Genomic DNA, 14,443 nt, shown 5'->3' with positions numbered 1-14,443 from the left:
GCAGTGGCCGCGCCAATGTCTTGGTCGCCACCGACGTGGCCGCGCGTGGTCTGGACATTCCCGAAGTCGATCTCGTGGTGCAGTTTCACCTGCCGCAGGACCCCGAGAGCTATGTGCACCGTTCGGGCCGTACTGGCCGCGCCGGACGCACCGGCACCGCGATCATCATGTACGGCGAGCGCGACAACCGCGAAATGGCCGGTCTGGAACGCATCACCGGCGTGAAGTTCAAGGAACGTACCCTGCCGACGCCCAAGGAAGTCGCTGCGGCTAGTGCCCGTGCCAGCGCCGATATGGTTCGCAAGGTTGAAGCTGAAGCTGCTCAAGGTTTCCAGGCCGAAGCCGAGAAGCTGTTCAGCGAACTGGGTCTTGAAGCTCTGGCCCGCGCCCTTGCCAAGATCAGCGGCGTCACTGAGCCTGTCAAGGCGGCCAGCCTGCTAAGCGGTGAGGAGGGTCTGACCACCCTGATCCTGCACGGCGAACGCCTCAGCGTGCCGCGCACCGTGGCGCTGCTGGCCCGCGCCAGTGACCTCGATACCCGCCGCCTGGGCAAAGTGCGCCAGTGGCGCGGCGGAACCGTGGCCGACGTGCCCAGCGAGTACGTCGAGAAGCTGATGCAGTCCAATCCCCTTGAAGGCGACATTCAGGTCGAAGTCGCGCAGGAACTCCCGGAACTGTTCGAGCAGCCCACCCGTGAGCGCCGTGAAAGCAGTGGTTACCAGGGTGGAAACCGTGGCAGCCGCGATGAAGGTGGCTACCGTGGCGGCGGACGCAGCGGTAGCGGCAGTCAGGGCGGTGGCAGCCGTGGTGGTGGCCGTAGCGGTGGCGGCAATCAGGGCGGCGGAGGCCAGGGCCGCTGGAGCCGTGACCGCGACCAGAACCAGGGCGCACGCCCACTGCGCGAAGACTTTAGCGACCGTGAATTTCGCGGCTGAGTAGCGCCTCTGTACTAACCGGGACTAACCGGGTCGGCCACTGAGGTCGGCCCGGTTCTTGTTAAAGAGCTGCCGGGCGGAGGCGAGAAAGGTACGGATTTCGCGGTTTTATCAGCCCCGTTAGACCGTTATCCTGAAAAAGTTTAGAGGCGCAGCGGAACCCTCTCTTCCGCCACGCCTCTACAGCACTACTGGGTTAGCTCTGGCTTATTTCCGGTCGGGGTCGGGCATCGACTCGGTTACGGCCTGATCCACGCCGCTCTCGAAACGCTTGAAGTTTTCGCGGAACATGCGGGCCAACTTGCGGGCCGTTTCGTCGTAGGCCCCTTTGTCTGTCCAGGCGTCACGCGGATTGAGGACCTCGGCGGGCACGCCCGGAACCTCGGTCGGAATTTCAAGGTTGAAAAAGGGGTCTTTCTCGAAGTTGGCCCCGTCGAGTTGTCCGCTCAGCGCCGCGTTGATCAGGGCGCGGGTGTGCTTGATGCTCATGCGGTGGCCTTCGCCGAACTTGCCGCCGGTCCAGCCGGTGTTGACCAGCCAAACCTGTGCGCCGCTTTCCTGCACCTTTTTGGCCAGCAGCTTGGCGTATTCACCGGGGTGGCGCGGCATGAACGGTGCACCGAAGCAGGTGCTGAAGGTGGGGCTGGGTTCCTTGACGCCTTCTTCGGTGCCGGGAATCTTGGCGGTAAAGCCTGAAATGAACTGATACATGGTCTGCTCGGGGCTCAGGCGCGAGAGCGGGGGCAGCACCCCGAACGCGTCAGCAGTTAGGAAGATGATGTTCTTGGGAATGCCGCCGATGCTGCCGGGCTGACGGTTTGGAATCTGCTCGATAGGATAGGCGCTGCGGGTGTTCTCGGTCAGTGAGCCGTCGTTCAGGTCGGGGACGCCGCTCTGGTCAAGCACCACGTTTTCCAGCACGGTGCCGTAGGTTCGGGTGGTCTGAAAGATAATCGGCTCGGCTTCCGCGTTCAGGTTAATGACCTTGGCGTAGCAGCCGCCCTCGAAATTGAAGACGCCGCTGTCGGTCCAGCCGTGTTCGTCGTCGCCGATCAGTTTGCGGGTCGGGTCCGCCGACAGGGTGGTCTTACCCGTGCCTGACAGCCCGAAAAACAGCGCAGTGTCGCCGTCCTCGCCCACGTTGGCCGAGCAGTGCATCGGCATGACGCCCTGAGCAGGCAGCAGATAATTCAGCACACTAAAGATGCCCTTTTTGTTCTCGCCTGCGTACTGGGTGCCGCCCGCAATAATCATCTTCTTGCTGAAATTGACCAGCACGAAGGTTTCCGAGCGCGTGCCGTCTACTTTGGGGTCGGCCTTGAAGCTGGGAATGTTCAGCACGGTCCAGTCAGTCTGAAAGTTTTGCAGCTCTTCGGCGCTGGGCCGCACGAACATGTTGTGGATGAACAGCGAGTGATAGGCCATCTCGGTAATCATCTGGCAGGCAATGCGGTAATGAGGATCGGTGCCCGCGAAGACCTGCTGCACGAACAGTTCCTTGCCTGCGGCGTACTCCAGCATCTTGCTTAGCAAGTCATCGAATACCTGCGCGGCAATCGGCTGATTAAAGCCTTCCCACCACACGTGAGCTCTGGTGTCGTCATCCTCGACGATAAACCGGTCCTTAGGGCTGCGGCCCGTTTTGTTGGTTCGCACGGTCAGTGGGCCGGTGGCGGCCTTGACCCCTTCTCCGAGCCGGATCGCGTCGGCGTACAGCTCATCTACGCCGGGATTGAGGTGAATCTGGGCATTCTGGATGCTCAGGCCATGGCCGAGATCGAAATCTTGTTGGGAAGCAGTCATCTGGTAGTCCTCCGGGAGTTACTTGAGAAAGGTTTGCTTCCCTAGCTTGCCTGTTGAAGCACTTCCAAATCAACCGGAACTCGGCTCCAGATCGTTACTACTCAGGAAACACCGCTACACTAATGCGGACTGCCGATTGAATCTGGTTACTTCAGACTCAATCTGAGCAGAGGCAAGAGGGAAAAAATATAGGTTGCGCGGTCTGGGAGTGCAGGCGGTGTGCTCTTGGGCAAAGCGGCATCCATGAAGGGGCCTGCCGGGTGATAATTGCATCATCGCCCCCGAGCAGACTTGCAAAGCTGCGGCGTAGAGCACGTTTGGGCGCTTTTCCCCGACCCGCGTGATTGTAGCCAAAAGCTAGTTTGACACCGGTTTTCAGGCTCAGCTCTCGAGTGCATAGGGAAACAGTAGGGTCGCCAGAATTACTGTGCCGACATCAAAAGCCAGCAAAAAGCCCAGCCAGGTCGCTACATCCCCAGACCAGCCGCCTTGCAGCAGCAGCGTGGTGGCCCGCACCGAGGCGATGACCACCGGAACCAGAATCGGAAAGGCCAGCGCCGGAAGCAGCGCCTCACGCGCCCGCAGATTGACCGTGATGCTTCCGTAAAACGTGGTGCCTGCCGCGAAGCCCAGTACCCCCAGCAGCGTGGTCAGCGTCAGCCACAGCCAGGGCACGCTGCGCCCGGCCCCCGCCGCCCCGAACAGAATCAGGCCTATTGGCAGCACCCCCGCTGCCACCAGCAGCAGCGGCCCCAGCACCCCCAGCAACTTGCCGAGGTAAATGGCCCCGTGTGGCCCCGGATACAGTGTGAGCTGTTCCAGCGCTCCCGCTTCGGATTCTTGCGCGAAGGCCCGCTGTGCCCCCACCGCCGCGGCCAGGGCTAGCGCTGTCCAGACCGCCCCCGCCGAGACGGCAGCCAGTTGCTCGGCCGAGCGTCCGTTGTTGCCGCCCAGCGCCAGCCCCAGCACCAGCAGCACCAACCCGGCGAAAAACGCGGTTGCCATCAGGGTGTCACGGGTGCGCCCGGCAACCAGCAGGTCTTTGAGAGCAATTTGAATGGCGTTGTGGAGGGCGGTAGTCATAACCGGAAGGTCGAGATTGAGAAGTGAAAAGTGCAAAGCGATGGGCAGCGGTGCGAGGTGCGCGGTACGCGGGGGCTGGGGGGGGGGCAGAGCATCCGCCCTGGGTGTTCTCCACTCACTCCTAGGCACCTACGACTCACAGTGCTTCCTCCAGCTTTCCCGCCGCCAGCCGCAATGTTCTGGGAGCCAGCCGCCGGGCCAGTTCGGGTTCATGGGCAGCGACCACCAGGGTGTTGCCGTGCCCGCGCACCTCGCCCAGCAGTTCCAGCACCAGTGCGCGGCCCGCGTCATCCAGGTTGGCAAAGGGTTCGTCCACCAGCGTCAGCGGACGCGACAGCAGCCAGGCGCGGCACAGGGCCAGCCGTTTGCGCATCCCCGCCGACAGGTGACGCACACGGCGCCCGGCGGCGGCTTCTAGTCCGACCCGTTTGAGGGCGGCTGTGATATTGGCTTGTTGCCCGTGCATCTTCAGAGCGAACGCCAGATTTTCTTCACAGGTCAGGTCGGGATACAGCCCCGCATCTACGGGCATCAGGTGAACGCAGTCCCGCACCGCCCGCGAGTCTTTCATATCGAAGCCCATAACCCGGCCCTCGCCGCGTGTCGGGCGCAGCGCCGAGGCCAGCAGCCGCAGCAGGGTGGTCTTGCCGACGCCGTTTTCGCCCAGCAGAGTGACCCCCTGCCCAGTAGGAATGTCCAGATCAACGCCCCGCAAGATGACTTCGCGGCCCAGGCGCAGCCAGACGCCTCGGAGTTGCAGGGCGTGCGGCTGGGTGCTTTCTTCACTTTCCACTTTCCACTGCCCACCTGCACTCCGAGTCATCCCTAAATCCTGGGCCATCCCAAAACCCTGAGCCACCCCTAAATCCTGAGCCACTGGGGCATCACCTGATAAAAAAAGCTTGCCAGACGCGTAAACTGCCCGGTCAGCATCATTACGCCGACCACCACCAGCACCGCGCCGCCCACCTTCTCGAAGATGCCCGAATATTTGTTCAGTCGGCGCAGATTTAGTCGGTCCCAGAGCAGGGCCGCCAGCAAAAACGGCACGGCGAGACCCACGGTGTACGCGGCCAGCAGACTGACCCCGCTGCCCAGGCTGGCGCTGCTGGCGGCCAGGCCCAGAATGCTGCCCAGCGCAGGCCCCAGGCACGGGCTCCAGCCGAACGCGAACGCCGCGCCCAGGGCAACCGGCCCGTAACCGCCTGCGTCAGCCAGTTGCCGGGTGTCGCGCATCAGAAAAGGCAGCCGAATAACTTCCAGCATCACCAGTCCAAAAAAGATGATCAGCGCGGCGGCGAGTTGCCCCAGCAGAAACTTGTGTGGGGCCAGCACCGCTCCCAGGGTACTGGCAGTCGCGCCCAGCGCCACGAACACCAGTCCGAACCCCAGGATAAAGCCTAGGGCGCGGCTCATCGGGGCTTTGGCTCCGCCGATCACGCCCAGGTAACTGGGCACCAGCGGCAGCACACAGGGACTGAGGAAAGACAGCAGACCCGCAATAAACGCCACCGTCAGTGTCGGGGCAGCAGAAGCACTCATCGCTGCCGAGCATAACGCCTGAGCGTAGGCAAGCTGTCCCGCCTCCCGGCTGGCTAGTCCAGGTGCCCGGTGAAATCGCCCTCCCAGGCATTCAGAATCCGGCCACCCTGCACCAGCAGCACCGTGGGGTACGCGCTGACCTTAAGTTGCCGGGCAAAGTGCGTGGCTTCCTTACCGCGCCACGGTGTCACGCCTTTCGGGGCTGCCGTGGGAATGTCCTCGGCGTTCACGGCCCGTACCGGCAGGCCTGCTTGCATCACAGCCTGCCACAGCCCGCCCAGATCGCCGCAGTCATGCGAGTACACCACCACCACTTCCCGGTCCTCATCTTGCCAGGGGTGCGCGGGCAGCGGCTCTCCCAGCCGAACCAGTCCACCGGCATCCGAGATACCCAGCAGCAGCAGCAGGGAAAGCAGGGGCGCACCTTTACGGGTCATGCCTGCACTATGCCAGCCTAAACCACGCAAAAAGATGACTGCCGCGTGAGACGGCGGCAGTCTGGTCGGGGGTCGCCTTTAGGGCTGCTGGGGTGGATGATCGCTGCTGGCCGGGTCAGCCGAGGGTGCGGCGGTTGGGGCGGGCGTTGCGGCCTGAGAACGAACCAGCTTGACCGCCGAGGGGTCGGCCTGTTCGTTTTTCAGCGGAGCCGGGTTCTGGTCGGGCGCGTAACCGGGCAGTTCCTCGATGCTCACGCGCCGCCGCACGATGTCGCTAGGCGGAGTGAATTCGGTGGCGATCTTGCCGGTCGTGCGGTCAAGGCTGACCACAACCGTATCCGGGTCGTTCGAGGTCGAGGCCTCAAAGGGGGTTTCGCGGTATTGCGGCTTCTGGGGCAGTTCGCTACTGATATCCTGGGTGCTGTTGTGCGCCAGGAAGCTGCGGTCTACCATCGCCACCGTCACGTTCGGCAGTGACGCTTCCCCGGCAGGCACGTAGTAAATCCCGGCAGGCTCGGCAAATTTGGTGGGGGCGATTCCGGCGTGGGCCACTTCCATCATCCGGCGCATGATCGGGCCGTTGACCCAGCCCGAGTAGTAGCGGCTCGACATTTCGCCGCCCTGCTGCTTGCCCACCCATACGGCCCCGGTATAGATCGGCGTGGTGGCGACCATCCAGAAGTCCTTGTTGCCGTTGGTAACGCCGTTAGTGGTGCCGGTTTTACCACCGATCGGCCACTCACCGAACTTGGCACGGCTCGCTAGTCCCCCCTGGGTATCGTCGAGGTCGTTGACCACGCCGCGAATCATGTCCAGGCCCAGGTACGCGACCTGCGGACTCCAGACACGGGTCGGCAACTTGGTCTCGTTGGCGGCGTCGTACAGCACCTGTCCACGGGCGTCGGTTACCCGCGTGATGTAACGGGGCGGGCGGTACAGCCCCCCGTTGGCAAAGGGCGCGTAGGCGGCGGCCAGCTTGACCGGAGTGGTCTCGACCGCGCCCAGCGCCGCCGCGTAGCTGGTGCCGTCATTGGGCGGAATATCAAGTAGCTTGAGCTTGGCAAAGAACTTTTCCAGTCCGACGAACTGCGCTACCCGGATCGCTACGAGGTTCAGCGACTTGTCGAGGCCCTCGCGGATCGTCATGTTGCGGTAGCTCATCTTGCCTTCGTAATCCTGCGGCTCGTAGTACTTTTGTGAACCCCTATCCCAGATGCGGATCGGGCCGTCGTACTCGCGCGTGAGCTGGGTCGCGCCGTTTTCCAGGGCAGTGGTGTACAGCAGCGGTTTGATGGTCGAACCAACCTGCCGCTGACCCTGCGCCGCATTGTTCCAGTCGGAGGGCGGATCGTTGCCGCGCAGCTTCTGCCCGACCATGCCCAGCACCTCGGCGGTGTACGGGTCGAGCATCACCGCTGCCATGGTGGTGCCCGGCGGCAGCGCCTGACCCTGGCTGGTCATGTAGCCGTAATAGGCCTCGCGGCTGGCCGTTTCCACAGCGTTTTGCACCTTGGGCGAAAGCGTGGTGTACACCCGCAGACCGCCCGAGCCGTACACCTTGTCGCGGCCAAAACGCTTGACCAGTTCCGACTCGACCTGTCCCATAAAGTGTGGGGCGCGGTTGGTCGTCACGGCCTTGAGTTCCTTGCCTTTCGGGTTGACCAGTTTGGCGCTTAGCACCTTGCCGTGCGCGCCGTAAGTGACCTGCCAGCCCGCCGGTTGCAGTTTTTCACGCCACGCGGCGTCGGCCTGCGCCTGGGTGATCCACTTGTCCTCAACCATGTGGTTAAGCACCGCTTTCATCATCGGACGCACTCTTTTGTAGTCGAAATAGCGCCTCGCACTCGGAATCAGCGTGGTCAGGTAGACACTCTGGGCCAGCGTCAGCCTCTTGGGTGTGGTCTTGAAGTAGGCCTGCGCCGCCGAATATACGCCGTACAGCTCGACCGGGCCGCCGTCGCCCCAGTAGATCGCGTTCAGGTAGTCTTGAAGAATCTCGTCTTTGGTAAAGCTGCGCTCGACCTGCATGCTCAGCATCCATTCCTTGAACTTTCGGTCGGGCGTGCGGGCCATCTTGTACTCGCCCAGCAGCAGGGTGTTCTTGACAAGCTGGTTGGTCAGCGTCGAGCCGCCCTGCACGTCCTCGCCCTTAGCGAGACGCTGAAACTGCCGGGCGATGCCGTTAGGATCGAGGCCGTAGTGCTCGAAAAAATGCCGGTCTTCGTTGCTGATCAGCGAACCAACCATAAACGGGCTGATCTCGTCAAGCGACACGATGGTGCGGCTGATGTTCATCTCCCCGATCTTGGGAATCAGGCTACCCAAAAAGGTGTTGTCGCGGGCAAAAACCTTGGTCTCCGCGCCCAGATTGCGCGACAGGGTGTCGAGCTGGCGGTAGTCGGGCAGTTCACGCGCCCACTTGGTCGTGTAGGTGGCGGCGATGCCCGCCCCGGCGATCAGCGCCGCGATGACCAGCGAACTGAGAAATTTAAGGAAACGCACGAACCAGGTCACTGCCGTGCTCCCTGGCCCCCGGAGACGGTAAGCCTCATAAGTTTCCCTGGTGTGACTGGATCAGTTGCACGACCCGGCTGCGCAGTTGCTTGCCCGAAACGGGTTTATGCACCAGGTCGTCGGCATTGACCATCTTGGCCTGGTCACGCGTCTGGTCGTCGTCGAGGGCGGTAAGCAGCAGCACCGGAGTGTGGCGCAGCCGCTTGATTCGCTTGACCCGTGAACAGATTTCGAAGCCCGACATGAAAGGCATCTTGACATCAAGCAGCATCGCGTCGGGCGTGTGAGACTGGAGGTATTCCAGCGCCGAGCGGCCATCTTGCACGGTGATGATCTCATGTCCATCTGCCGACAGAATGACTTCCAGCATGGTGCGGATCGCCGGTTCATCATCAGCGACGAGGATCGTATACGCCATATACTAAAGATCATAAGGCAGGAGGCGAAAAATGGATGGGTTTCCGGTGACAGTCCGGCGTTGCCCACCCTCCCCGTGTGCTTTAGCGGCGGCCCCCGAGCGCCTTGAGCCAGCGCAGGGGGTCGCTGGGTGGTGGGCGCAGGTTCAGGCCCACGTGCTGCCCAATCTGCTCGGCAATGGTATGCGGCTGCTGGTCGCCCGTGCTGATGTGGGTGGCGAACTGCTCGCTGTGAAAGTCGGCCATCCGCTGCTCAACCTCGCTGTGGTCCCACGACGTCATGTTGGCGTCGCTCTGTTTACGCAGCCCGGCCTGCACGACTTCCGAGGGGGGCAGCAGCGTGAAGTGGTGCACGGTCATGCCTCGGTCTTTCAGGCCGCTCATGAGGCGGCGGTGCCGGGCCACGTCGGCAATGGTCACCGGAACGATCAGGGGGCCGTCGGCTTCCTTAGAAGCGTATTGCAGGGCGTCGAGCATCAGCGGAATCCACATCGGGTGTTCCTGTGACGAGCCAGTGAATTTGGGGGTCAGTTTCTTGAGGGCCGTGCCCATTTCTTCGGGGTCGAATAGAAAGCTGCCAGGAAGGCGTTCGTTCAGGGCACGTGCAACGGTCGCTTTGGCGATGCCAAAAGGGCCATTAATCCAGATGATAGGGGTACGCATATCAGCAGTTTAAAGAACGAACCCTTTCTAAATTGGCACGGGGAAGCGCCAGCGGGTCATTTCGGTGGCCCGAGCCGCAGCGACACAAAAAACGTCCCCGCCTACCAGGGGGGACGTGCAAGCTTTGCGGCGTTTCAGTCCAGCGTAAAGTCGATCACCATAGGTTTGAGACTCGGTTTCTCAGCCTGTGGTGCTGCGGCCTGGGCGGCTGGTTCAGCAGGGGCTGGCGCGGCGACCGTGTGGTCAACGCTTGTACGGTCTGGAGTCACACTTCCTGCGGTGTCCGTAACTGAAGCCTGAACCCAGCGCGTGCCTAGGGCTGCCGGGCCAGGCGGAGGTGCCGGATTAGCAGGTGCTGAAGTGGCAGGTTGTGAGGGGTCGGGTTGTGGGGTTTCAGGAACCTGTGGAGCAGCACTGGCCGAGCGGTAAGCCGCGTGCAAAATCGTATCGACGTCAAGCTCGGTCAGCAGCCCTTTCTTTTCCAGGGTACTCAGGATCGCCAGGGCCAGCTTACGGGCGTGTTCTGCCTCGTTGCGTGGCGGAGGCGTGGGCGTGGGGCCATTGGTCATGGCTTCAGGGTAGCGCGGCATTCCCTTGAGCGCATCAACTTCTGGCGCCAGTCTCTGTGACTTGTGAGCTGGGCAGCGGGCGTGCAGTCTACGCCCCTTAGAGCAGTTCTCCGAATCATGGGGACGTCGGAAAAACACCGCCGCCCCCATCGTTCTACGTCCTGCTCTTTCTTTTTCACTCGTTCCACTCGGCAAAAAGATGATAAAAAGAGCACCATCTTTTTGCAAAATGCTCTTTCTTCAGGCGCTTGGCGTTTCGCCCACGGCAGGTGGCCCGGCCAGGGTCTCTTTGGCGAGCGCTTCGGCGTGGGCCGCGGCAAATCTTTCACTGGCTTCTTGGGCCAGTTGACGGCGCAGAATTTTCAAAACGGCTGTTTTAGGCAGCACGTCCCGGAATTCCACGGTGCGCGGCACTTTATACGGACTCAGTTCCGTGCGGCAAAAGTCGCGGATGTCCTTCTCGGTCACGCTCTGGCCGGGTTTAAGAACCACCACAGCATGAACGCTTTCGCCCCGGTACAGATCGGGCACACCGACGGCGGCGGCTTCGAGCACCGCCGGGTGTTTCATCAGCACTTCCTCGACTTCACGCGGATAGATATTGTGCCCGCCGCTGATGATGAGGTCTTTCTTGCGGTCCACGATCCGGAAAAAGCCGCGTTCGTCCACCGTGGCGATGTCGCCAGTCTTGAGCCACAGCTGTCCGAAAGCCTCGGTCAGTACTTTGGCCGTCTCCTCGGGGCTTTGCCAGTAGCCTTTCATGACCATAGGGCCGCTGACCCACAGTTCGCCGGGTTCGCCCTGGGCCGCCTGAGTCTGGTCGTCTTGCATGATAACCGCGTCCACGCCCGGCAGCGGAAGCCCGATGCTGCCCTCCTGCTGCTCACCGAAGATCGGGTTGACATGGGTGATCGGGCTGGTCTCGGTCAGGCCGTAGCCTTCGACCAGATTGGCCCCTTTGGTAATCCACTTGAACTTGTTGGCGGTTTCTAGCATCAGGGACGCGCTGCCGCTGAGACAGGCGCGAATGCTGCTGAGGTCGTAATTCGGGGTCAGGTCGCTGTTGTTGATCGCGTTGTACAGGGTCGGCACGCCGGGAAACAGGGTGACTTTGTACTTCTGAATTTCTTCCAGCACCATTTTTAGGTCGCGGGCATCGGGCACCAAGATCATATTGGCCCCGATCAGGATGCTAATATTCATGGCGACGGTCATGCCGTAGACGTGGAAAAAAGGAATGGCGGCCATCGTTTTTTCTTCGCCCTGGCGCACGTCGCTCATCCAGATGCGGGCCTGTTCGCAGTTAGAGACCAGGTTTTTATGCGTCAGCATCGCGCCTTTGGGCACGCCGGTCGTTCCTCCGGTGTACTGAAGCATGGCGACGTCGTCGGGGTGCAGTTCAACTGAGCGCGGAAAAGGCGTCTGCGACTTGATGACCGCCTTGTAGGGCAGCACGCGGTCAGTGTAGTCCACCTTGACCCAGGTGCCGTCTTTGCGGGCCTTGACCGGGTACAGCACATTCTTGGGAAAAGGCAGCGCGTCTTGAATTCCAGTGACCAGCACGCGCTTGACCGGCACACGGTCCTTGATTTCCAGGTAGCGCGGGTAGAACGTGTCGAGAATGATCAGCGTTTCGCTCTGGGAGTTGATCAGCTGATGCTCCAGCTCGTGCGCGGTATACAGCGGGCTGGTGTTGACGACCAGTGCCCCGGCATTCAGGATGCCGAAAAATGAGGTTACGAACTGCGGGCAGTTGGGCAGCATGACCGAAACGCGGTCACCTGGTTTCACGCCCATTTTCTGAAGGGCCGCCGCCAGGCGCAGCGAGTCGTTTTGCAGGGTCTGATACGACGTTTCGCCGCCTATAAAGGTCATGGCGGTGTGGCGCGGATAACGCGTGACAGAGTCCTGAAGCATCTGAACAAGCGTCCGGTTGGTCGGAATATAGTCCTGTGGCACTGTCTGTTCGTAGTGCTCGGTCCACGGGCGGGGCAGGTGACCAGGGGTGGTGGGCAGGTTAGCTGACGTCATAAACTCCTTTAAATCGGTCTGGTAGGGGCCACGACTGGCCACCGATTCATGTTGAAATTGCACTCAGTATAAACAGGAGACGGCCCCGTCATCTTCCGGTCGGGCACCTAGGCCTGCCACTGCCTCGGTACAACACCTAAGCAACAGAAATTTCACGAACTAGTTTTATTGTGAAATAATTCACTTAAGTGGCTAAAGAAGAGGCGGAACCGAGTCCGCCCGTTCCCTTAAGCCTGGGGCTGCTGAAGCTGGGGGCCGCTGGCAGGCACGAAGCCTTCGAGCGTGGCGTAGTCATCTTGGAAGTGCATCAGCACGCCGCCGAACAGCGTGTCGAAGGTTTCCTGGGGCATTTCGGCCAGGGTAGGGTAAAAGCCTACGTATTCCAGCCAGACGTTGCCCTCGGCGTCGATGCTGCGGGCAAAGGCGCGTTCGCGGTTGCGGTCGTTGAGCAGCATGGCGACTTCATTGCGGCGATCAAGGTAGGTCTTCTGGGTCACGCAGGTGACTTCCAGGCGGCTAGTGTTGTTCGGCCCGTCGTTGACGCTCACCAGCACGGCGGCGTCGCCCATCTCGAAGCGCCAGCCCATGCGAATAAAGCGCTGGCCGTTGTTTTCTTCCAGATCCAGCTGGACTTCCTTGTCTTTCAGGTACTTGGCGAGCGTGTCCAGCGTTAAAAGTGCAGTTTCCATATTGTTTCCTCCTGATAATGATGAACCGGTCACGTCCCCTCGGGGTGGCGTTGCGGTGTGATGAAGACCCGAACAATTCTAACACTGCCGCCCCTTTCATTCTACGTCCTGCTCTTTTTTTCACTCGTTGCACCCGGCAAAAGGATGGTCAAAAGAGCACTGTGTGCCCGCGTTGCCCCCGCCGTGGGCAGAAGTATTCCCAGCAGTAGAGCCAGCAGGGCTAGGGCCAGGGCCGTGGCTTTTACACTGGCTCTTTGGGGGCGTGGCTGAGGATTTCATAGCCGTCCTCAGTGACCAGCAGCAGGTCTTCGATGCGCACGCCACCGATGCCCGGCAGGTAGGCGCCCGGCTCGATGGTGATGATCATGCCTGGTTGCAACACGTCCTCACTGACGCCGCGCAGACCCGGAGCCTCGTGAACTTCCAGGCCCACGCCGTGTCCCAGCGAGTGCGCGAACGCCTCGGCCAGGCCGTGTCCGGCCAGCACGTCACGGGCGACCTGGTCCAGCTCCGCTGCCCGCAGGCCGGGCCGCACTGCGCGGATTGCGGCTTCCTCAGCTTCCAGTACGGCGTCGTACACACGCCTCATCTCGGCGCTAGGCGTACCGATGGCCACCGTGCGGGTCATGTCCGAGTTGTAGCCTGCCAGCCGCGCCCCCATATCCACCGTCACGAGGTCGCCCTCCTCGATCACTTTGGCGGAGGCCGATCCGTGCGGCATCGCGCCGCGCACGCCACTGGCGACGATGGTTTCAAAAGCGGCCTCGGCTCCGGCCCGGCGCAGACGCACTTCGATTTCCAGGGCCACATCCAGTTCCCGCACTCCGGCGCGGATCAGGGGCCTCACCTCCTCGAAAGTCCGGTCGGCGAGGTTCTGCGCGGCGCGGATGGCCCCGATTTCCTCCTGACTCTTGATGGCCCGTAGACCCTGAATCAGCCCATGCACTGGCACCAGCGTGGCGGCAGACCAGTGTTTTTGCAGCTCCTGCAACCCGGCCACCGTCAGGCTGTCGGCCTCAAAGCCGATGCGCCCGCTGCCCAGCGTTCCCGCCGCGTGGCTGTACGTTTCGGGGGGCCGCGCAATGACTTGTGGCAGGCCCGACTCTTGCTGGGCCTGTACGGTGTAGCGGGCGTCGGTATACAGCGTGGCTCCGTCGGCGGTTACCAGTACCTTGCCGTCTTCTGGACTGGTAAAGCCGGAAAGCGCCCGCACGTTGGCCGGGTCGCTGACCCATAGCGCGTCAATTCCGGCGCGGGTCATGGCCCGGCGCAGCTGATCTAATCTGGACATAACGGCCAGGGTAGCAGATCGGCGTTTTGGCTTCTGTGCGGCGCAGCTCCACAAGTGCGCATACGAACGCTAACCCCCGCCCCTTGTGGAACTTGCAGAGCTTTCGCAGCAGCGGGGGCTACGCACAGGGGCTATAAGGTGACTTTGCACTGTCCCTCTAGAGCTTGCCCGGAATGTCTGACTTTCTCAGGAGGGCTAACGCAAGTGCCCCCGCCCACTGCCCTTTAGCTCGGAGGGGCTTTACTCATGGTTACGTTACCGGCTGCCGGTTCGCCTCGCGCTCTTGCAAAAAGGTTTTGACGCTCTGGGCGGCCCGCGTGGTCATTCCCGGCACGGCGGCGATCTGCTCGACCGGGGCAGCGGCGAGGTCTTCGAGACTAGTGAAATGTTCCAGCAGCGCGTCCTTGCGCTTTTGCCCGATGCCCGGCAGATCGTCGAACACGCTGCGGAGCATGTCCTGGCCGCGCAAT

The 14,443-nt window shown here is 61.9% G+C and carries 14 protein-coding genes; 1 reads left to right on the top strand and 13 read right to left on the bottom strand.

Annotated elements, in window-relative coordinates; translation table 11 throughout:
* Window positions 1-935, top strand: a 935-nt coding sequence (locus QZ269_RS09090) for a helicase-related protein (RefSeq protein WP_291426395.1), incomplete at its 5' end; no start/stop codon positions are given.
* A gap of 207 nt (window positions 936-1,142) precedes the next feature.
* Here the strand turns inward: QZ269_RS09090 and pckA are convergent.
* The 13 genes from pckA to QZ269_RS09025 form a co-directional block, all read right to left on the bottom strand.
* Window positions 1,143-2,738 (bottom strand): phosphoenolpyruvate carboxykinase (ATP), encoded by a 1,596-nt coding sequence (pckA, locus tag QZ269_RS09085; RefSeq protein WP_291426394.1) that lies wholly within the window; start codon window positions 2,736-2,738, stop codon window positions 1,143-1,145.
* A gap of 381 nt (window positions 2,739-3,119) precedes the next feature.
* A complete protein-coding gene (locus tag QZ269_RS09080) occupies window positions 3,120-3,821 on the bottom strand; it encodes a heme exporter protein CcmB (RefSeq protein WP_291426393.1) in 702 nt (233 codons plus the stop codon).
* A 136-nt stretch (window positions 3,822-3,957) separates the two neighbouring features.
* Window positions 3,958-4,644, bottom strand: a complete 687-nt coding sequence (gene ccmA / locus QZ269_RS09075) for a heme ABC exporter ATP-binding protein CcmA (protein ID WP_291426392.1) — start codon at window positions 4,642-4,644, stop codon at window positions 3,958-3,960.
* Window positions 4,645-4,682: 38 nt separating this feature from the next.
* Window positions 4,683-5,363: a cytochrome c biogenesis CcdA family protein gene (locus QZ269_RS09070; protein WP_291426391.1), complete on the bottom strand. Its 681-nt coding sequence runs from the start codon at window positions 5,361-5,363 to the stop codon at window positions 4,683-4,685.
* A 53-nt stretch (window positions 5,364-5,416) separates the two neighbouring features.
* The gene (locus QZ269_RS09065) at window positions 5,417-5,800 is read right to left on the bottom strand and encodes a penicillin-binding protein (protein ID WP_291426390.1); all 384 of its coding nucleotides are present in this window, start codon (window positions 5,798-5,800) and stop codon (window positions 5,417-5,419) included.
* 78 nt (window positions 5,801-5,878) lie between these two features.
* Entirely contained in the window at window positions 5,879-8,314 is a 2,436-nt protein-coding gene (locus tag QZ269_RS09060; RefSeq protein ID WP_291426389.1) for a transglycosylase domain-containing protein, read from the bottom strand.
* 34 nt (window positions 8,315-8,348) lie between these two features.
* Window positions 8,349-8,732 carry a response regulator gene (locus tag QZ269_RS09055; protein ID WP_291426388.1) on the bottom strand — a complete coding sequence of 128 codons (384 nt, stop codon included), beginning with the start codon at window positions 8,730-8,732 and terminating at the stop codon, window positions 8,349-8,351.
* 82 nt (window positions 8,733-8,814) lie between these two features.
* Complete coding sequence (locus QZ269_RS09050) at window positions 8,815-9,393, bottom strand: AAA family ATPase (RefSeq protein ID WP_291426387.1); 579 nt, start codon at window positions 9,391-9,393, stop codon at window positions 8,815-8,817.
* Window positions 9,394-9,527: 134 nt separating this feature from the next.
* Complete coding sequence (locus QZ269_RS09045) at window positions 9,528-9,962, bottom strand: hypothetical protein (RefSeq protein ID WP_291426386.1); 435 nt, start codon at window positions 9,960-9,962, stop codon at window positions 9,528-9,530.
* 240 nt (window positions 9,963-10,202) lie between these two features.
* Window positions 10,203-11,993 (bottom strand): long-chain fatty acid--CoA ligase, encoded by a 1,791-nt coding sequence (locus tag QZ269_RS09040; RefSeq protein ID WP_291426385.1) that lies wholly within the window; start codon window positions 11,991-11,993, stop codon window positions 10,203-10,205.
* Between the two features lie 227 nt (window positions 11,994-12,220).
* The gene (locus tag QZ269_RS09035) at window positions 12,221-12,682 is read right to left on the bottom strand and encodes a YbjN domain-containing protein (protein ID WP_291426384.1); all 462 of its coding nucleotides are present in this window, start codon (window positions 12,680-12,682) and stop codon (window positions 12,221-12,223) included.
* 241 nt (window positions 12,683-12,923) lie between these two features.
* Entirely contained in the window at window positions 12,924-13,973 is a 1,050-nt protein-coding gene (locus QZ269_RS09030) for a Xaa-Pro peptidase family protein (protein WP_291426383.1), read from the bottom strand.
* Window positions 13,974-14,223: 250 nt separating this feature from the next.
* On the bottom strand, window positions 14,224-14,443 hold a 220-nt coding region (locus tag QZ269_RS09025; protein ID WP_291426382.1), incomplete at its 5' end, for a helix-hairpin-helix domain-containing protein.

The sequence above is a fragment of the Deinococcus sp. genome, from assembly GCF_018260405.1.
Taxonomy (GTDB): domain Bacteria; phylum Deinococcota; class Deinococci; order Deinococcales; family Deinococcaceae; genus Deinococcus.
The sequence above is the reverse complement of the archived record's forward strand: the minus strand, read 5'-3'. Positions and strand labels throughout refer to the sequence as shown.

Coding starts and splice junctions, on each gene's coding strand:
- QZ269_RS09050 (WP_291426387.1), bottom strand. CDS start 9,393: ATGCGTACCCCTATCATCTGGATTAATGGCCCTTTTGGCATCGCCAAA.
- ccmA (WP_291426392.1), bottom strand. CDS start 4,644: ATGACTCGGAGTGCAGGTGGGCAGTGGAAAGTGGAAAGTGAAGAAAGC.
- QZ269_RS09040 (WP_291426385.1), bottom strand. CDS start 11,993: ATGACGTCAGCTAACCTGCCCACCACCCCTGGTCACCTGCCCCGCCCG.
- QZ269_RS09070 (WP_291426391.1), bottom strand. CDS start 5,363: ATGAGTGCTTCTGCTGCCCCGACACTGACGGTGGCGTTTATTGCGGGT.
- QZ269_RS09055 (WP_291426388.1), bottom strand. CDS start 8,732: ATGGCGTATACGATCCTCGTCGCTGATGATGAACCGGCGATCCGCACC.
- pckA (WP_291426394.1), bottom strand. CDS start 2,738: ATGACTGCTTCCCAACAAGATTTCGATCTCGGCCATGGCCTGAGCATC.
- QZ269_RS09030 (WP_291426383.1), bottom strand. CDS start 13,973: ATGTCCAGATTAGATCAGCTGCGCCGGGCCATGACCCGCGCCGGAATT.
- QZ269_RS09065 (WP_291426390.1), bottom strand. CDS start 5,800: ATGACCCGTAAAGGTGCGCCCCTGCTTTCCCTGCTGCTGCTGCTGGGT.
- QZ269_RS09045 (WP_291426386.1), bottom strand. CDS start 9,962: ATGACCAATGGCCCCACGCCCACGCCTCCGCCACGCAACGAGGCAGAA.
- QZ269_RS09035 (WP_291426384.1), bottom strand. CDS start 12,682: ATGGAAACTGCACTTTTAACGCTGGACACGCTCGCCAAGTACCTGAAA.
- QZ269_RS09080 (WP_291426393.1), bottom strand. CDS start 3,821: ATGACTACCGCCCTCCACAACGCCATTCAAATTGCTCTCAAAGACCTG.